This window comes from Streptococcus sp. NLN64 (genome assembly GCF_015831295.1).
In the GTDB taxonomy this organism is placed as follows: domain Bacteria; phylum Bacillota; class Bacilli; order Lactobacillales; family Streptococcaceae; genus Streptococcus.
Map to the genome: position 1 here is coordinate 18,708 of NZ_JADXDQ010000002.1, position 17,238 is coordinate 35,945.

19 protein-coding genes are annotated in these 17,238 nt (G+C 43.0%); 5 read left to right on the forward strand and 14 right to left on the reverse strand.

What is annotated here, in order from left to right:
• The 3 genes from eutP to I2503_RS00660 all read right to left on the reverse strand — a co-directional run bounded on the left by eutP (window position 1) and on the right by I2503_RS00660 (window position 2,861).
• The gene (eutP, locus tag I2503_RS00650; RefSeq protein WP_196966685.1) at window positions 1–435 is read right to left on the reverse strand and encodes a EutP/PduV family microcompartment system protein; all 435 of its coding nucleotides are present in this window, start codon (window positions 433–435) and stop codon (window positions 1–3) included.
• Between the two features lie 140 nt (window positions 436–575).
• The gene (locus tag I2503_RS00655; RefSeq protein ID WP_196091109.1) at window positions 576–914 is read right to left on the reverse strand and encodes an ATP cone domain-containing protein; all 339 of its coding nucleotides are present in this window, start codon (window positions 912–914) and stop codon (window positions 576–578) included.
• Between the two features lie 279 nt (window positions 915–1,193).
• Window positions 1,194–2,861, reverse strand: coding sequence for a formate--tetrahydrofolate ligase (locus I2503_RS00660; RefSeq protein ID WP_196966686.1), 1,668 nt, complete (start codon window positions 2,859–2,861; stop codon window positions 1,194–1,196).
• Between the two features lie 54 nt (window positions 2,862–2,915).
• Here I2503_RS00660 and I2503_RS00665 point away from each other — a divergent pair, with 54 nt between their 5' ends.
• The 5 genes from I2503_RS00665 to I2503_RS00685 all read left to right on the forward strand — a co-directional run bounded on the left by I2503_RS00665 (window position 2,916) and on the right by I2503_RS00685 (window position 7,828).
• A complete protein-coding gene (locus I2503_RS00665; RefSeq protein WP_196966687.1) occupies window positions 2,916–3,617 on the forward strand; it encodes a phosphopantothenate--cysteine ligase in 702 nt (233 codons plus the stop codon).
• 277 nt (window positions 3,618–3,894) lie between these two features.
• Complete coding sequence (gene coaC, locus I2503_RS00670) at window positions 3,895–4,440, forward strand: phosphopantothenoylcysteine decarboxylase (protein ID WP_196966688.1); 546 nt, start codon at window positions 3,895–3,897, stop codon at window positions 4,438–4,440.
• Window positions 4,433–4,990, forward strand: coding sequence for an ECF transporter S component (locus tag I2503_RS00675; protein ID WP_196966689.1), 558 nt, complete (start codon window positions 4,433–4,435; stop codon window positions 4,988–4,990). The genes coaC and I2503_RS00675 overlap by 8 nt, the downstream gene beginning before the upstream one ends.
• A gap of 51 nt (window positions 4,991–5,041) precedes the next feature.
• On the forward strand, window positions 5,042–6,760 hold the full coding sequence (locus I2503_RS00680) for a phospho-sugar mutase (RefSeq protein ID WP_196966690.1): 1,719 nt from the start codon (window positions 5,042–5,044) through the stop codon (window positions 6,758–6,760).
• 225 nt (window positions 6,761–6,985) lie between these two features.
• The gene (locus tag I2503_RS00685) at window positions 6,986–7,828 is read left to right on the forward strand and encodes a M48 family metallopeptidase (protein ID WP_247644652.1); all 843 of its coding nucleotides are present in this window, start codon (window positions 6,986–6,988) and stop codon (window positions 7,826–7,828) included.
• Between the two features lie 150 nt (window positions 7,829–7,978).
• Here the strand turns inward: I2503_RS00685 and mutY are convergent, their stop codons facing one another.
• From mutY to I2503_RS00740, 11 genes are all read right to left on the reverse strand, one after another.
• A complete protein-coding gene (gene mutY / locus I2503_RS00690) occupies window positions 7,979–9,127 on the reverse strand; it encodes an A/G-specific adenine glycosylase (protein WP_196966691.1) in 1,149 nt (382 codons plus the stop codon).
• Window positions 9,124–9,963 carry a thymidylate synthase gene (locus tag I2503_RS00695; protein WP_196966692.1) on the reverse strand — a complete coding sequence of 280 codons (840 nt, stop codon included), beginning with the start codon at window positions 9,961–9,963 and terminating at the stop codon, window positions 9,124–9,126. Before I2503_RS00695 ends, mutY begins: the two co-directional genes overlap by 4 nt.
• Before the next feature lie 85 nt (window positions 9,964–10,048).
• Window positions 10,049–11,008 (reverse strand): ROK family glucokinase, encoded by a 960-nt coding sequence (locus I2503_RS00700; protein ID WP_196091117.1) that lies wholly within the window; start codon window positions 11,006–11,008, stop codon window positions 10,049–10,051.
• 78 nt (window positions 11,009–11,086) lie between these two features.
• On the reverse strand, window positions 11,087–11,677 hold the full coding sequence (locus tag I2503_RS00705) for a uracil-DNA glycosylase family protein (RefSeq protein ID WP_196966693.1): 591 nt from the start codon (window positions 11,675–11,677) through the stop codon (window positions 11,087–11,089).
• 35 nt (window positions 11,678–11,712) lie between these two features.
• Window positions 11,713–12,228 carry a DUF308 domain-containing protein gene (locus tag I2503_RS00710; protein ID WP_196966694.1) on the reverse strand — a complete coding sequence of 172 codons (516 nt, stop codon included), beginning with the start codon at window positions 12,226–12,228 and terminating at the stop codon, window positions 11,713–11,715.
• 56 nt (window positions 12,229–12,284) lie between these two features.
• Window positions 12,285–12,596, reverse strand: coding sequence for a hypothetical protein (locus I2503_RS00715; RefSeq protein WP_196966695.1), 312 nt, complete (start codon window positions 12,594–12,596; stop codon window positions 12,285–12,287).
• 181 nt (window positions 12,597–12,777) lie between these two features.
• Window positions 12,778–13,191, reverse strand: coding sequence for a PTS sugar transporter subunit IIA (locus tag I2503_RS00720; protein WP_196091121.1), 414 nt, complete (start codon window positions 13,189–13,191; stop codon window positions 12,778–12,780).
• A gap of 14 nt (window positions 13,192–13,205) precedes the next feature.
• Window positions 13,206–14,033, reverse strand: coding sequence for a PTS system mannose/fructose/sorbose family transporter subunit IID (locus I2503_RS00725; RefSeq protein ID WP_196091122.1), 828 nt, complete (start codon window positions 14,031–14,033; stop codon window positions 13,206–13,208).
• On the reverse strand, window positions 14,020–14,901 hold the full coding sequence (locus I2503_RS00730; protein ID WP_196966696.1) for a PTS sugar transporter subunit IIC: 882 nt from the start codon (window positions 14,899–14,901) through the stop codon (window positions 14,020–14,022). The genes I2503_RS00725 and I2503_RS00730 overlap by 14 nt, the downstream gene beginning before the upstream one ends.
• Before the next feature lie 19 nt (window positions 14,902–14,920).
• On the reverse strand, window positions 14,921–15,400 hold the full coding sequence (locus I2503_RS00735) for a PTS sugar transporter subunit IIB (protein ID WP_196091124.1): 480 nt from the start codon (window positions 15,398–15,400) through the stop codon (window positions 14,921–14,923).
• Window positions 15,400–17,199: a beta-galactosidase family protein gene (locus I2503_RS00740; protein ID WP_196966697.1), complete on the reverse strand. Its 1,800-nt coding sequence runs from the start codon at window positions 17,197–17,199 to the stop codon at window positions 15,400–15,402. Before I2503_RS00740 ends, I2503_RS00735 begins: the two co-directional genes overlap by 1 nt.
• Window positions 17,200–17,238: the final 39 nt, after the last annotated feature.

Here is a 17,238-nt window from a genome sequence, read left to right on the forward strand (position 1 = left end):
CTATTCCTCCTGTAAAAATTCTAAAAGGTCCGTTAAACCGCGATCGTCTACTGCTGAAAGTTCAAAAACTCTTTGGCACCCCGCCTCGTGGAGCTGACGATGGGCCCAGTCCATAGCTTGCCCCTCTTCACTCAGATCCATTTTGGTAATCAGGCCGATCATCTCCTTGGTAAATAAATTGGAAAAACCTTGTGGGAAAAACTGTTCTTCCTTGCTAGCATCCAGCATCAAGCCAATCACATCCGCCTGCATTGCTGTTACATTTAAAGCATTATAATACTGTCGGTGTTGAAGAAATTCGCCCGGTGTATCAATAATATCTTCATGATATTGAACCACCTGAGTTTTTTGGTAATCCAAGTCCAAGCCATGCAGGCGTTGGGTTAAACTCGTTTTCCCCACACCAACTGGCCCGATAAACATTATTTTTTTCATCGTTTACTCCTAAAAAAGGCAAGGGGAACCCGTTCCAAATTGTATCGCTTCATCGCGATTGGAATCAGGCCCCTTTGCCTTGGTTTATTCTATGTAAGCAATTTCATTTTACGCTAATAACTGCTAGAAATCAAGTCCTTTTATTTTAATTGTTCAAATTTAAGGTGCACACTGATGCGGTCTTCATAGCCATTTCGCTCTAAATCCCGCTGCAATCGGTAGGAAATATAATGCTCAGCAATGTTAATGTAACCTGCATCTAAAAGACGATTTTCAACCATGGACTGAATCATACTAATCGTTGCTTTTTCAACCTTGGCTTCTTCCAAATCCATAACCACTTTCTTGGTTACCTGTGCTAAATTTTGCCGCAAAGAGTCGTCCAAGACAAAAACAGATTGGGCTGCTTTTAAGATAGCCTGGTAGATTTTCTCTGGGTTAAATTCGGTTACTTGTCCATCACGTTTAATGACTTGCATATGATTCCTCCATTTCCTTACAAAAAATCCCTCACTCAAAAAGAGGAGGGATCCGAAAGGCACTTCCGTGTGATGAGCCGGTTCACACAACTCATCAAGGTCCGCTCCTGCGATATGACCTCCTCTGCTTCAATGTGCAACGTTACCGTTACAAATCGACTCATCGCATGGTTTCATTCTAGCAAATTGAAACCGTTTTGTCAACTTTCTAGAAAAGACCGAAAACGTTCTTTCTAGAAAAGACCGAAAACGTTCTTTCTAGAAAAGACCGAAAACTTTCTAGAAAAGACCGAAAACGTTACCGTCCTCATCCAAGCCCATTTTCAATGCTGCTGGCTGCTTAGGTAGGCCTGGCATCGTTAAGACACTTCCAGCCAAGGCCACGATAAATCCTGCACCGTGACGGACCTGAAATTCACGGATGGTAATTCGAAAGTCTTGAGGTCGTCCTCCTAGGCTTGGATCATCTGATAGGGAATAAGGTGTTTTAGCCATGCAAATAGGGAAGTGATCCCAGCCCTGAAGCTGGAATTCCTTCAGTTGCTTGACCGCTTTAGGAGCTAGGTCCACACCTTGTGCTCCATAAGCCTTTTGAACTAACGATTCAATTTTTTCCATAAAACTTCCCTGACGGTCGTAATAAGGGGTAAAGCTCCTTTCTTCTGACAAGTAAGGTAAAAGGACTTCAACCAACTCTTGGCCTCCTTGAGGCCCTTTTTCCCAAACTTCTGTGAGGGCAAGAGGGATGGAGGCTTCTAGGCAGAGGCGCTTCATTAGATCCAACTCTGCATTGGTATCTCCAGAGAAGCGATTGAGAGCAACAACAACAGGTTTCCTAGTTGAGGCCAGCGTCTGAACGTGATGCTGGAGATTGGCAAATCCTGCTTTCAGGGCTGGCAAATCTTCCTGGGTCAATTCCTGTTTAGATAGACCACCATGCATCTTAAGGGCCCGAATGGTAGCAACAACCACAATTGCATCTGGAGCCTTCCGTAGATGGGGAACCTTGATGTCTAAGAATTTTTCAGCCCCTAAATCAGCTCCAAATCCAGCTTCTGTTACAGTAATATCCGCCAAAGACAGGGCAGTTTCCGTAGCCACCACCGAATTACATCCGTGGGCAATATTGGCGAAAGGACCTCCATGAACAAGAGCTGGAGTACCATAAATGGTTTGGACCAAATTTGGCTTTAAAGCGTCCTTTAGCAAAAGGGTTAAAGCCCCTTCAACCCCCAAATCCTTCACAAAGACAGGACTCCCGTCTCGTTTATAACCAATTAAAATATTGGCTAATCGCTGTTCCAAATCTTGAAGATCACGCGCCAAACAAAGAATGGCCATCATCTCACTGGCAACGGTAATGTCAAAGCCATCTTCTCTTGGCTGGCCATTGATAGGACCTCCCAGTCCAATCACAATCTGACGCAAGCTCCGATCATTGATATCTAGGACACGCTTCCAAACAATGCGACTTGGATCCAAGTCTAAGTCATTCCCCTGATGAAGGTGGTTATCAATCAGAGCTGATAAGGTATTATGAGCAGAGGTCAAGGCATGCATATCCCCCGTGAAATGGAGGTTAATATCCTCCATGGGTAATACTTGAGCGTATCCCCCACCCGCTGCTCCTCCTTTCAAGCCCATGACTGGACCGAGGGACGGCTCTCGGAGTGCAATCATGGTTTTATGACCTGCAGCTGTCAGGCTATCTGCCAGTCCAATGGTTACAGTTGATTTCCCTTCTCCAGCTGGAGTCGGATTGATGGCTGTCACCAGTATCAATTTACCAGCCTTTTCTTTTTTCAAACGGGAAAGTGTTTCATAGGAAATTTTTCCCTTATAGGGACCATATTGTTCAATTGATTGAGCCTCTAAACCTAGGCTAGCTGCAATCTCTGTGATCGGTTTCAAGAAACTTTCTTGTGCAATTTGAATATCCGTTTTCATGAGCAATCCTCCTCTTCACTCCTCATTATACAGTAAAAGGTGTATAATGAGCATATGAAAATTTTAATCACATCCGGCGGAACGAGCGAGCCTATCGATCAGGTTCGGGCCATTACCAATCAATCGACTGGTCGCTTAGGGGCTCAGATTGCCCAAGCTTTTTTGGAAGCTGGTTTTTCAGTAACGTTACTAACAACGCAAAACGCTGTCAAGCCTTCAGCACATCCAAAGCTCCAGCAAATTCTTATTCAAACAACCAAGGACCTAGAAGGAGCCCTTCAAGACCAGGTTCCCCAGCATCAGGTTCTTATTCATAGCATGGCTGTTTCAGACTATCGTCCTCTGCAGATGGTCCCTTTGGAAAAAATTCAAGAAGCAGATAATCTTCAACGTTTTTTGGAGTCAGACCAAAAAGAAGGAAAACATTCATCCGAAGCTGACCATCAAGTGATTTTCTTGGAGAAAACGCCTAAACTCATTCAAAAAGTAAAGGACTGGAATCCCGACCTACGCTTGATCGGTTTCAAACTACTGGTTTCTGTCAATCCAGAGGAACTGATTTCTGTGGCACGGGCCTCCTTGGAGAAAAACCGAGCCGACTTGATTGTCGCCAACGATCTTTCCCAGATTGACCAAGACCAGCACCCAGCCTTTTTAGTGGGGCCTGATTCCATTGAGCAAGCCAAAACCAAGCAAGAAATCGCTCAGAAACTACTTGATTTCATACTTAACAACATTCAAAATCAGAACACTTGACGAATTTTAAAAAAATGACGAGAAAGCCAATGAAGTTCGTTTAACTGGTCTGGGAGACCTGTTGAATATTATCGATAAGGCGTGCAAGGCACGCACTCAAAAAGTTCATCGAAGAGGCTTGACAATGTTTGATTTTGAAAGTCAATGAAAATTATAGTCTTTTAGTTTACTTTTAGTACAAGGCAACGAGTCGTAGACAGTACTGAAGTACGGCAAGACGAGTTAACACAGCAACAAAAGATAAACTAAAAGAATATATTAGAAAGGATTCCTAACCATGGCCACCATAACTTTAGCCGTGACCGGCAGCATCTCCGCCTATAAAGCCGCTGATTTAGTTAGTCAATTAGGCAAATATGGTCACCAGGTTCATGTGCTGATGACTGAATCTGCACAAGCCTTCATAACACCCTTAACTTTGCAAGTTCTTTCCAAACATCCTGTCCATTTGGACACCATGGAGGAACCAGATCCAGCCAAGGTCAATCATATTCAATTAGCTAAGGAAACAGACCTATTCCTCGTTGCCCCTGCTTCAGCCAATGCCCTGGCTAAATTAGCCAATGGTCTTGCAGATAACATCGTAACAGCTACAGCCTTGGCCCTGCCGCCTACGACTCCAAAGTTGCTGGCTCCGGCCATGAACACCAATATGTACCTGCATCCGGCAACCCAAAAGAATCTTGAGACCTTACATGACTACGGTTACCAACTTGTCTCGCCTCGAGAATCTATTCTAGCCTGTGGAGATCGCGGTGTCGGTGCTCTGGCCGAAATTCCAGCTATTTTAGAAAGTGTAAAGGAGATTCTTGACCTTGCGTAGATCAAATACAACTGCCGTTCTCGCCATTTTCCTAGCTGCCATGCTGGTGATTCAATGGCTCAGCGGGCTTATCTTCAATATCCTACCCTTTGTCATCCGCCCGACCTTGATTCATATCCCTGTCATTATCGGTTCCATTCGCTATGGTCCTAAAACCGGAATGATTCTTGGATTTTTTATGGGCCTTATCTCCATGATCAACAATACCCTCTTTATTCAACCCACAAGTTATCTCTTTACCCCCTTTGTTGAGAATGGAAGCTGGGCATCTTTGATGATTGCTTTTGTCCCTCGCATCCTGATTGGTCTCTTCCCTTCCTTTATCTATCGCTGGATTCCCAACCGTTTGGGATTGGGGCTAGCGGGTGTTCTTGGTTCCTTAACCAATACCTTCTTTGTACTTTCAGGAATTTTCTTGCTATTTCCGTCAATTTACCAAGGGAACTTGCAAACTTTCTTAGCCGCCATTCTCACAACCAACTCTTTAGCGGAAATGGCACTAGCAGGATTTATCACAGCAGCTGCTTTTCCTATTTTGAAAAAAAATTAAAAAAGTGCTATAATGTAAGCGATTCCGAATACAACAAAAGGAGATTATAGTATGACCTATTTAGAATCTTACCAAAACTGGCTTGAACAAGAAAACCTTCCAGCTTACCTCCGCGAAGAATTGGAAGCTATGGATGACAAGCAAAAAGAAGATGCCTTTTATACCAATCTAGAGTTCGGTACTGCGGGTATGCGTGGTATTATCGGAGCTGGTACGAACCGCATCAATATCTTTGTTGTGCGACAGGCAACAGAAGGTTTAGCTCGTCTGATTGAAAGCAAAGGGGAAGAATTCAAGGCGCGTGGTGTAGCCATTGCCTATGATAGCCGTCACTTCTCTCCTGAGTTTGCGATGGAATCTGCCGCTGTTCTGGCCCAGCATGGCATCAAATCTTATGTTTTTGAAAGCCTTCGTCCAACTCCGGAATTGTCCTTCGCAGTTCGCCACCTCAACGCCTTTGCGGGTATCATGATCACCGCATCACACAACCCTGCACCTTTCAACGGTTACAAGGTATATGGAGAAGATGGTGGACAAATGCCACCAGCAGATGCAGATGCCCTGACCGATTTCATCCGTGAAATCTCAGATCCGTTTAGCATTGAAGTTGCAGATGCAGAAGCTGCTCAAGAAAGCAATCTCATTGAAATTATTGGGGAAGCAGTCGATGCAGAATACCTCAAGGAAGTTCAAACAGTTACCATCAATCCTAAATTGATTGAAGAGTATGGTAAAGACATGAAGATAGTCTATACCCCACTTCACGGAACTGGTGAAATGTTGGCTCGTCGGGCCCTTGCCCAAGCAGGATTTGATTCCGTACAATTAGTTGAAAGCCAGCTAACAGCTGACCCAGACTTCTCTACTGTTAAATCTCCAAACCCTGAAAGTCAAGCAGCATTTGCCCTGGCGGAAGAATTGGGACGTGAAGTGGGTGCGGATGTATTGATTGCAACAGACCCAGATGCAGACCGTCTTGGTGTTGAAGTCTTGCAAGCGGACGGTTCCTATAAAAACCTTTCTGGTAACCAAATCGGTGCCCTCATCGCTAAATATATCTTGGAAGCGCACAAATCTGCTGGCACCCTTCCAAGCAATGCGGCCTTGGCTAAATCCATTGTGTCCACAGACTTGGTGACAAAAATTGCCGAAAGCTATGGCGCTACCATGTTCAATGTCTTGACCGGATTCAAATTTATTGCTGAAAAGATTCAAGAATTTGAAGATACTGGTAGCCACACCTACCTCTTTGGATTTGAAGAAAGCTTCGGTTACCTCATCAAACCGTTTGTTCGTGATAAAGATGCCATTCAAGCCGTTCTCATCGTAGCTGAAATCGCTGCCTACTTCCGTTCCCGTGGCTTAACCCTAGCAGATGGAATCGAAGAAATCTACAAAGAATACGGCTACTATGCTGAGAAAACAATCTCTGTTACCCTCTCTGGTGTCGACGGAGCTGCTCACATTAAAGCCATCATGGGTAAATTCCGTGAACAAGCTCCAAGCAGCTTCAACCAAAGCCCAGTTGTTCTAACCGAAGACTTCAAAGAATTAACCGCAATAGATGCACAAGGTCAAGTTACTGCTCTTACAACACCTCCAAGTGATGTTCTCAAATATACCTTGGAAGACGGATCTTGGATTGCAGTTCGTCCTTCAGGTACCGAACCAAAAATTAAATTCTACCTAGCAGTCGTTGGCCAATCCAATGAAGACGCTGAAGCAAAAATCACTGCTATTGAAGCTGAGATTAACGCTTTTATTAAATAAGCTTAAAAGCCCTAGAGTTTACACTCCAAGGGCTTTTTCTTGCTTACATGACGTAAGAATATCTCTAATTTTACAGCAGCTCGTTTTTTATAGTAACATAGAGGACATTTTCATAGTCGATTCACTTAAGACATTATCACTTTCGAATGATCTATTTCCGTAAAATTCAAAAAAACAGATTGACGATTTTAATCTCTTCTTGTATAGTAGGGAACGGAGGGAAATATGAAACAAAATATAACTGTTAAAGAGCTTCGTCATCGAGCGGAAATGCCGATGATTGTCTTATGTATCGTACTGACTATCCTTGCTTGGATAGCTGTATTCGTGAGTGTTTTTGTCCTAGAATCACCACTGGAAGATTGGGCCGTGCCTATTTTAATTGGTGCGCTATCCCCATTTTTAGCGGTCATTGTCATTTTCAGACACCATTATTGGAAAGAAATTACCAATGGTGTTGAAATTACTGAAAAGCAATTTCCTGAAATCTACCAAGTCTATGTTGGATTAGCAAAAGAAATGGGCTTTGGAAATGGAAAAGGTGTCATGGCAGAAATTCCGCGTCTTTACCTTAAAAATGGTGACGGAACCTTGAATGCTTTTGCATCCAAATGCCAACTTCACAAAGGCTATGTAGTCCTGTATTCTGATTTAATGGACATCGCCTATAAGGAAAATGATTTTGAAGGCATTGCCTTTATTCTTGCACATGAACTTGGACATATCAAATGTGGGCACGTCTCTGCTTGGCGGACTATTCTTCAACCTGTAGCTAAAATGCTCTTCTTAGAGAAATCCCTTACACGTGCCCAAGAATGGACAGCTGACCGATGTGGTTACTACTATGCACCTGAAGGTAAGCGTTCCATGATGGTTCTCTCAGCGGGTAAAAATCTGTATTCAAAAGTGGATTTTGATGAGTTCATCCGATCAGTCGATAATCATAAAGACGGATTCTGGCTCAAATACTCCAATTTCATGGCTGACCATGCCGTAGGTTTCCGTCGTATCCAAGCAATTAAGGAAACAGAAGAAAAAGGTTGGGATGTTCACGGGAAAATGCTATAGTCTTTTAGTTTGCTTTTAGTACAAGGCAGCGAGTCGCAGGCAGTACTAAAGTACGGCAAGACGAGCTAACACAGTAATAAAAGATAAACTAAAAGAGTATATAAGAAAAAGAGTTTCAAATCCACAGTTAATGTGGACTTGGAACCCTTTTTATGTTGCTTTGAGATTGCTTTCGACTATTTCCCAAATTTTTTGCTGAGGTCTCGCAAAGGGATAGGAACTGAAATCCTCTACAGAAACCCAGAGGCTACCTTCCGGTACGTCTGGATTCCCTCGCACGTGACCTAGCAGGATGTCAACATGCCATTTGCGGTGGCTAAAGACATGTTTTACTTGTGGCAAAGTGATCTCTTCCCAGTCAATAGCGAAAGGATAATCAGCCTCCAGTCTTGTACGTGCATCTAAAACGTCATTTCCTTCAGATACGGGATTGAATAAGTTCAATTCTTGTTCTTCTTCTACTTCCAACAAGGGGAAATGCCAAAAACCTGCCAAAAGTTTACTATGGTCATTTTTTTCAAGAAGAAATTTTCCCTCTTGATTTTGTAGAACAAAGGCCTTCAAATAAATGGAAATTGGTTTTTTCTTGGGTGCTTTAATAGGATATTTGTCCATGGTTCCATGTTTGTAGGCTGCTGAAAATTCTTTAACAGGACTGTCTTCTGGTCTTGGATTAACTGGTGCTTCAATATCTGATCCCAAATCCATCAAAGCTTGGTTAAAATCACCAGGTCTTTTAGGGTCAATCAAAACCTCCATCATAGCCTGAAAAACCTTCCGATTACTTGGATTTCCAATGTCCAAATCAACTTCAAAAAGCCGCGCCAACACTCGCATAACATTACCATCCACAGCAGGTTCCGGTAAGTTAAAAGCGATACTTGCTATGGCACCTGCAGTATAGGGACCAATCCCTTTTAGTTTTCGAATCTCTTCAATAGTCTCAGGGAATTTTCCGTGATAGTCCTCTACCATGGTTTGAGCTGCAATCTGCATATTTCGAACGCGGGAGTAATAGCCTAAACCTTCCCAAGTTTTTAACAGAAGCTCTTCTTCCGCAGCAGCTAAATCTTGGATAGTTGGAAAAGTCTTCAAGAAGCGATGAAAATAAGGGATAACAGTATCGACACGAGTTTGTTGCAACATAATTTCCGAAACCCAGATGCGATAAGGGTCTGTATTTTCCCTCCAGGGCAAATCTCTTTTTTCTTGGTCATACCAAGTCAGCAAGGCCAACCGAAAGGCCTGAATTTTCTCTTCAGGCCACATTTCGATTCCATATTTTTTAAAATTAATCATATTGCTAAATCAAATTTCAATTGTGGTTGAACTGGATCATAACCGACCAATTCAAAATCCTCAATCCTAATATCATAAAAATTCGTTCCATCTGGGACATTCAAAACTAAGTGTGGAGTCTGTTCAGGGGCCGTACGACGCAGTAGCTCTTCTGCTTGTTCAAACTGATTATCATAAATATGCAGGTTGTTGACAAAGTAAAAGAATTTACCGACCTTCCAACCAAAATGCTTGGCAATCATCATTTGCAAGGCAACATACTGCATGGCATTAATATGATGGGCCACCAGCATATCATTGGAACGCTGTGTTAAAGTAGCATCCAAATAGAGATCTTCCCCTACCCGACGAACATCAAACATGGTTTGAAAAGCACAAGGTAAAAGACCTTCTGTCTGGTCAAAAGCCTGGTAATCCCATAGCGAAATGACATTCCGGCGATTCCAAGGGTTTTCTGCTAGCTGTTCTAAGATACGGTCTATGATTCGGTGCTCTTTTACAACAGCCCCATATCGCTGCCCGATTGTCCCGGTATCCCCAACTTCCCAATCATTCCAGTAGCGAACGCCATATTTTTCATTTAAAAGGTCTAGATTATTGGATTGATCTTGGTAAATCCATAAAATCTCTTTAATCGCTGATTTAATTGGAATTGGTCGGAGACTGGTAATGGGAAAATCCCCCTTAGCTAAATCATATTCGGCAAAGGAACCAGTGATGTATTTTGAATGGGCAGTTCGTCCATCCTTGTACTGAGGCCTAGCCAGTTCGCTCATCACACCTTCATCTAAGATTTTCCGAATATTGCTTTTAAAAATTTTGTCTGCGCGTGTCATTGCCTATTTCCTTTTTAAGATAGAAGAGAGTGAGACGACGAACGATTTTATTTGTAAAAATCGTTCTGACTCACTCTCTTTTTTATTATTGGCGAACCAATGAAGCAGCACCAATGACACCTGCGTCATTGCCTAATTGAGCCAAGGACAATTTGGTGGAACTCGCTACTTGTGGGAAGGCATTCGCTTTGAAGACTTCTTCTACACCTTTCAAAAGGAATTCTCCAGCTGCAGAAACCCCTCCACCGATAACAATTGTAGATGGGTTTAGAATGCTAGCAATGTTGGCACAAGCTATTCCAAGGTAACGAGAGAAATTACGGTAAACAATCAAGGCCAACTCATCCCCTTCTTTAGCTAGGTCGAAAACAAGTTTAGCCGTTACATCATCCCCATCATCGATTAATTGTTTTAAACGAGCATCTCCAGCGTACTCATCTGCATAACGACGAGTCAGGTTGACAATACCAGTCGCAGAAGCAACGGTTTCCAAACAACCCGGTTTCCCACAGGTACACATAATTGGTTGATCAAAATCGACAACAATATGTCCCAATTCTCCACCGGCACCTGCGACTCCATGAATCAGATTTCCATCAGCAATGACACCACCACCAACACCAGTACCAAGAGTCATAAAGACTACATCTGGATCATTGCTTCCGGCACCTACCCATTGTTCTCCAAGGGCTGCTACGTTGGCGTCGTTATCGATAAAGAATGGTATGCCGAGGCCTGCTTCCATCTGTTCTTTGACAGGCTGCAGCGTTTTCCAGTTCAGATTATATGCACCTACAACAGTACCCGCTTTAGGATCAACAACGCCTGGAGATCCCATCCCGATTCCAAGGAAATTTTCAGCACTTAAGTTCAAGAGTTCCAAACGGTGTTGAATGGAAGCGATCATATCATCTACAATATGGCTACCCTCATCAAGGATGTTGGTTTTGATCGACCATTTTTCTTGAATCTCACCCGCCTGGGTCAAAATTGCAAATTTAACGGATGTTCCACCTAGGTCAATTCCAATAATTTTCTTCTCCATTTTTCGAACTCCTTCGATTTTTCTACTAGAATCAGTATACCAAAAAACGCCCTTTATGAAAAGAGGAAAACGTTTGCTTTATTGGTCACAAGCTATGATTACACGGATCCTTTTTTGCAAGTCTGGGATGACTTCTGCTTCAAACCAAGGATGCTTTTTAAGCCAGATATTATTCCGGGGAGATGGATGAATTATTGGAAAAAAGCTGGGGAGGTAATCCGAGTAGTTTCGAACCGTCTCCGTTAAGCTTGCCCCGTCTTGCCCTCCTAGATAGCATTTTTGAGCATACGTACCCATTAAAATAGTTAACTCTACTTCTTTTAAATGCTTCAAGCAGAGAGGATGCCATTTTTCGGCAAAACCTTTTCGGGGTGGTAAATCTCCACTTTTTCCTTTTCCCGGAAAATAAAAATCCATGGGTAAAATTGCTAATTGTCCAGAATTATAAAACCAATCAGTATCAACCCCCATCCATTGTCGGAGCCGATCCCCACTCGGATCATGAAACAAGATCTGACTCTCTTGCGCCCTTATTCCAGGAGCTTGGCCAATGAGTACGACCTTGGCAGACGCTGGCACTTGAAATAGTGGAGCTATTCCTTGTTTCGTATACTCATGGTTCATAGCATCATCCATAATTTGACGAACCAATACCTGATTTTTCATCATTTTTCCCTTTAAAAAGCTGGGAGACCCCAGCAACTTTAACTATTCAAAACTTTCATCAATTGTACCAAACCCGCATAAACAAAGGCAGAGGCAACTAAAAGGGCTGCAACACCACCTCCAACCATAGGGTGGTTGATCAGAAAGAAACCTAAAACAACCCCTAGCATACTGGACCAAAATAAATAGTTAGTCAGAATAGGAACTTCCTTGCGCAGACCTAGGGCTTGACCAAAGCGAATCAGAGAAAGCACCACCAGCCAAATTCCTAAGATCGTTGGAATGAGGACGGGAAGGTTGAGAAATCCACCAAGTAGCAGATAAGCCCCGATTAAGATTTCTAATCCCGCAGCCAGTAACAACCAAAGAGACTTTGCCAGACTCGGCAATCCTCGGTAGAAATATAAACCGGCGATTCCGTTGAACAGTACCGAAACGGATAGGAGCCAGGAGATGGCCATGAGGTTGGTCCTTAGGTTTAAAAATAGAAAAATCCCTACTGATATGGAGATAAAAGCCGAAGTCATCACTCCCCATTTACTGCCTTGATTCATCAACCAGGCTCCTTTCCTTATGTCTGTTTCTACTATATAGATTTCCAATATTCTTGTCAAGAAATCTCTACAATCGTCCGTCCCAAATGCCGTCCAGCCTTAAGTTCTTGGGCAACCTCAACAACCGCCTCCAACTTCACCATTGTAACCGCCACATTCCCTGAAATTTTCCACTCATTGGCCAGTAGTGACCATATTTCTTGCCGTTTCTTTTGGTCAAGGGCAACAGAATCAATGCCAATGAGACGAATTCCTCGAAGGATAAAAGGGAGAACTGTGGTCTCCAGGTTGAGACCATCGGCATTATAGTCTTTTAGTTTGTTTTTAGTACAAGGCAGCGAGTCGCAGACAGTACTGAAGTACGGCAAGACGAGCTAACACAGTAATAAAAGATAAACTAAAAGACTCTACATTATCTTCAATGGAAAAACAAAAAGCTGATTCTCTAAGGTTCGGGTTCCCAGTTTCCACAAACCTTGAGAAATCAGCTTTCTGCCCATGTTTTCCTACGATTTGGAGAAGACTTACCTTCTCAATCTAGGATAAGCATTACTCATCTAAATCATCATCGTCCTCTCCAAATAAGAGGGAATTGACGTGTAGGGTATTCTGCCGTGCCTTCTCAACAAAGTCTGCTTCCTGTCCAGTCCACAAATAGTTGAGATAAGCAATGACCATGGGCATGTTCATGCCTGCGAAGATATCAAGTGAGGCACCTTCCAATACCATGCGGCTGACAACATTACAAGGGGTTCCGCCTTGCAAATCTGCAAAGATAACGAATTCATCTCCCTCATGTGCTGCCAATATGGCTTCAACTTTCGCTTGAAAGTCTTCTGGTCCCTCGCTCTCCAAGAGTCCAACCGCATGAATATTGTCCTGTGGTCCCATAATCATTTCCGTACTTTTTTTCAACTCTGTAGCGAAATGACCATGACTGACCAAAATTAATTGTTTTTCCATAGGGACCTCATTTTCTATTTAGTTAGGATATCCATACCAATCGCTTGTCCAAGTGCTGATAGGGCAACAATGATAGCAATGACGATAAAGATAGCCTTTGTTGAAGACATTCCTTTTTTACCAAGAAGCCAGTAAACTCCACCAGCAATCAAGGCTGGTACCATCCGTGGCATGATCATATCAAGGTAATTTTGAATGTCCAATTGAACGCCAAATACTTCAGGAACGGCAGCAATTTTAACATTGATCATGGTTGCGATAAGAGCACCAACCATGAAGATCCCTAGCACTGAAGCCGCATCAGTCAAGGCTTCCAAGTGTGACTGCATGGTTGTCACAAGGGATACCCCTTCTTTATAGGCAATTTCCAATTGTTTCCAACGGAAGACGTTGATAGCCATCGAAACGGCAACCCATAGGAAAACCCCAATTGGATTTCCTTCAATCGCCATGTTAGCTGCAATCGCACCCATGATGGCTGGAATGATAGCTGCAAAGATTGCATCCCCGATCGCTGCGAATGGTCCCATCAAAGCGGTTTTAATACCAGAGACAGCATCTTTAGAAGCAATTCCTTCTTTTTCTTCCAAAGCAATATCAATACCGGTTACAATGGTGTGGAAGAAGTTGGATGTATTAAAGAACTGGGTATGAGTTTTCATCATTTGCTTAAGCTCTTCAGTACCATCTCCATACATCTTCCGCAATTGTGGAAGAATCATATAGAGGTAACCAGACGCCTGCATCCGTTCATAGTTCCAACCTAATTGGAAGGTGAACAAACTCCGTTTATTAATTTGGTTAAAATCTTCTTTGGTTAATTGGTATTTAGATTTCATCATCTTCAATCTCCTCTGTGTCGCTCGGGTCGGCTGCTGCCACTACTTTTGGTGCTTCAATGAGTTTCTTGTAGTGAATAGAGGCGATAGCAAAACCGATCAAGGCAATTCCCAAAATGGATAGTCCGTTAAATTTCGCAGTAAAGTCTTCAGACAAACCAGCTACTGCTCCACCCAAAGTTGAGGTGTATCCAAAGAGAGTGGTCAAAAGGGCAGTGATGACGAAACCACCAATCAAATAAGGGAAGTGTTTCTTAACTGGAAGGTAACGAAGCAAGATTGCAAATCCGACACCTGGAAGAGCTCCACCTGCTACAGTCAACCCTTTAGTCAACCAAGGAAGGGAAGTTTCCAAAAAGTCTACTGTTGACTGAACCGCTCCAGCTCCAAAAGTAAGAGCTAAGAAGACCGGAAGAGCACGAGAGAGAGCCCAAGGAACTGCACCGAGTAGGTAGTTCACCTCAATACCTCTATAGTTGAAATCTTCAACATGTTTGTCAATCCGGTGAGCAAAGTAGGTGGTCATGAAACGACCCAGAACGTCAGTCTGTACCATCAAAGCTGCAACGGGTACGGCAATGGTTGAAATTGCCAATAATGGATCCATCTTAAGGGCAACTGAGAAGGCAGTTGCAAGAACAGTCCCTGAGTTGGCATCGATACGGGAAGCACCCCCGAAAGTTCCGACTCCCAAAACGGTCAATTGAAGTGATCCACCGATGAAGAGACCCGTTTGCAGATCACCCATAATTAAACCAGCCATAAAACCTGCAAATACAGGTGATCCCGCTGAAGACACAATGGTCAATTCATCCAAGATTTGGTAACCCGCATAGAGGGTTAGAAGTAAGATTTGCCACCATTGAATCATAAGTGATTCCTCCTATCTACTATTTGTTTAGCAAGGCCATGAAGTCTTCTGCCCCATCGTTTGGAACCATTTGATGGTACAATTTAACTCCTTTAGCGTGCAATTGTTTAAAGTCTTCAACATCTTTATCAGTGACATTGACACTCCGCGTAACTGAGCGAGTTTCGTCACTTTGAGACATATTCCCAACGTTAAGCTCCTCAAGTGGAACACCATTTTCAACCAATTCTAAGAAACGGTCTGGTTTACGGGCTACAATCATCAAACGTTGAGAGTCATATTTCCCAGCATTGATATTAGCTGCTGCTTTAGCAACTGGTAAGATACTAAGACGAACCCCAGGTGGGACTGCCAATTTCAATCCTGCTTTTTCAATGTCATTTTGAGCAACTTCGTCATCAATCACCATGATACGAGAAATGTTTAATTTCGATGCCCAAAGATTAGCTACTTGTCCGTGGATCAAACGTCCATCGATTCGAGTTGCGATAATTGCCATTAGTTTTCCTCCTTTTGCGCTTCCAAACCTTCTTTGATAATCGGTTTGGGTCCGAGTTGAATATTGTCTTTTATAACACCCTCACTTTCAAATAGAAGCAAGGTATTGTTCCCTTTTTTTAGAAAAGCTGCTGGTAAATAGAGGCTAAGGTAGGGCCCCACCTCCCAAAAACGCCCCAGATTGTGACCGTTAACAGAAATAAAACCCTTGCCGAAACCGCTTACATCGATGTGACAAGAAAGAGGTTCCTCTAGCTCAAATTCAAATTCATGAAATCCAGGCTGACCCTCTTCCCAATTGCCATCAAAATCCACCTTTTGTAACATCTTGTTGTCAAAGGATAACGGATACTGTTCCCATCCGGCCAAAAAGTGAAGATCCTTAATGACTCCGGTTCGGATGCCTTTTTCTTGGGTCGGAGCTAGTAACTTGTGTCCATAGTTAACCCGTCCTTGGTTTTCAATCAAGATATCCAAGCGGTCCATCTGCTCCTGCGAATGAAATTCAAAGGATTCACCAATGGTATCTTGATTTTGAATCACAACAGGGATTTGGTTAATGAACACTTGAGCCCTATCCCTCACATCGACCAAGCGATAGTATTGCGGGTAACCATCATAAGCGACTTGTTTCCGATAGAGAGTATAACCTGTTGCTTGTCCAAGTTCTTCCATGGTCATTGGATACAGGGATTTTTTACTGGATGTCAACTGATCCAAAGTAGACCAAAGCGATACACTGCGTTTCCGCTGGATAACCCTGCTCTCCATCAGAGGTTTTACCAAAGGTTCCGTCTGTTCCAAATCTGGATTCCACTGGCCAAGTGCTTCCTGTAAAAGGTAATATTTCTCCGTTGGATTCCCCACTTCATCTAGAATGGCATCATAATCATAGGAGGTTACCTGAGGTAAATCGGTATTTCCACGCGCTGAAGTCCCGTTCATAAAGCCAAAGTTGGTTCCACCGTGAAACATATAAAGGTTAATGCTACCACGTTGAATGGTTTCCATAATCGCAGTGACAGTCTCTTGAGGATCACGTTGTATAATCGGCTCTTTCCAACGATTAAACCAACCCAACCAAAACTCCATACACATGAGAGGGCCTTCAAAACTATTTTCCTTCATGTAGTTCTGTAGATTTTTAAAATTCTCCTCAGCCTTTGAGCCAAAGTTTCCGGTCGGTAAAACACCTTCTTCTAGTAGTGTTCCAGCCTTAAGCGTAGCTAACCAAGCTCCATCTGAGGTAAAGTAGGGCATATCCCAGCCTTGCTTTTCCATTAGCCTTTTTAAGCTTCTGAGATAGTCCTTATCTTCCCCAAACGATCCATATTCATTTTCCACTTGAAACATGAGGATATTCCCCCCACGATTCAGCTGCCGAGAGGCTAAAATTGGACCTAATTGTTGGTAATAGCGTTTTACGTAAGTTAGGAACTGCGAATCACTGGAACGAATTCGTATGTTTTTGGTCAGAAGCCAAGCTGGTAAGCCACCAAACTCCCATTCTGCACAAATATAGGGAGAGGGCCGAATCAAGGCATAGAGACCAATTTCCTGAGCCAAATCAAGAAAGGCACCCAGGTCATTCTGACCTTCAAAATTGAAGACTCCTTCCTTGGATTCATGGAGATTCCAGGGAACATAAGTCTCAACCGTATTAAATCCAAGAGCTTTAAGATTGTATAGAGAGTGATACCATTCTTCACGTGGGATACGAAAGTAATGGATAGCTCCCGATAGAATCTGGAAGGGTTCTCCATTAAGGAGAAAATCCTGGGCTACTGAAAATGTTTCCATATTTCTTCCCTCACTAGACAGAAAGCGTTTTCCTACTTT

Coding starts and splice junctions, on each gene's coding strand:
- I2503_RS00680 (WP_196966690.1), top strand. CDS start 5,042: ATGACCTATTTAGAATCTTACCAAAACTGGCTTGAACAAGAAAACCTT.
- I2503_RS00655 (WP_196091109.1), bottom strand. CDS start 914: ATGCAAGTCATTAAACGTGATGGACAAGTAACCGAATTTAACCCAGAG.
- eutP (WP_196966685.1), bottom strand. CDS start 435: ATGAAAAAAATAATGTTTATCGGGCCAGTTGGTGTGGGGAAAACGAGT.
- I2503_RS00660 (WP_196966686.1), bottom strand. CDS start 2,861: ATGAAAACGGATATTCAAATTGCACAAGAAAGTTTCTTGAAACCGATC.
- I2503_RS00665 (WP_196966687.1), top strand. CDS start 2,916: ATGAAAATTTTAATCACATCCGGCGGAACGAGCGAGCCTATCGATCAG.
- I2503_RS00695 (WP_196966692.1), bottom strand. CDS start 9,963: ATGACACGCGCAGACAAAATTTTTAAAAGCAATATTCGGAAAATCTTA.
- I2503_RS00710 (WP_196966694.1), bottom strand. CDS start 12,228: ATGAATCAAGGCAGTAAATGGGGAGTGATGACTTCGGCTTTTATCTCC.
- I2503_RS00705 (WP_196966693.1), bottom strand. CDS start 11,677: ATGATGAAAAATCAGGTATTGGTTCGTCAAATTATGGATGATGCTATG.
- coaC (WP_196966688.1), top strand. CDS start 3,895: ATGGCCACCATAACTTTAGCCGTGACCGGCAGCATCTCCGCCTATAAA.
- I2503_RS00725 (WP_196091122.1), bottom strand. CDS start 14,033: ATGATGAAATCTAAATACCAATTAACCAAAGAAGATTTTAACCAAATT.
- I2503_RS00700 (WP_196091117.1), bottom strand. CDS start 11,008: ATGGAGAAGAAAATTATTGGAATTGACCTAGGTGGAACATCCGTTAAA.
- mutY (WP_196966691.1), bottom strand. CDS start 9,127: ATGATTAATTTTAAAAAATATGGAATCGAAATGTGGCCTGAAGAGAAA.
- I2503_RS00735 (WP_196091124.1), bottom strand. CDS start 15,400: ATGGCAATTATCGCAACTCGAATCGATGGACGTTTGATCCACGGACAA.
- I2503_RS00720 (WP_196091121.1), bottom strand. CDS start 13,191: ATGGAAAAACAATTAATTTTGGTCAGTCATGGTCATTTCGCTACAGAG.
- I2503_RS00740 (WP_196966697.1), bottom strand. CDS start 17,199: ATGGAAACATTTTCAGTAGCCCAGGATTTTCTCCTTAATGGAGAACCC.
- I2503_RS00685 (WP_247644652.1), top strand. CDS start 6,986: ATGAAACAAAATATAACTGTTAAAGAGCTTCGTCATCGAGCGGAAATG.
- I2503_RS00730 (WP_196966696.1), bottom strand. CDS start 14,901: ATGATTCAATGGTGGCAAATCTTACTTCTAACCCTCTATGCGGGTTAC.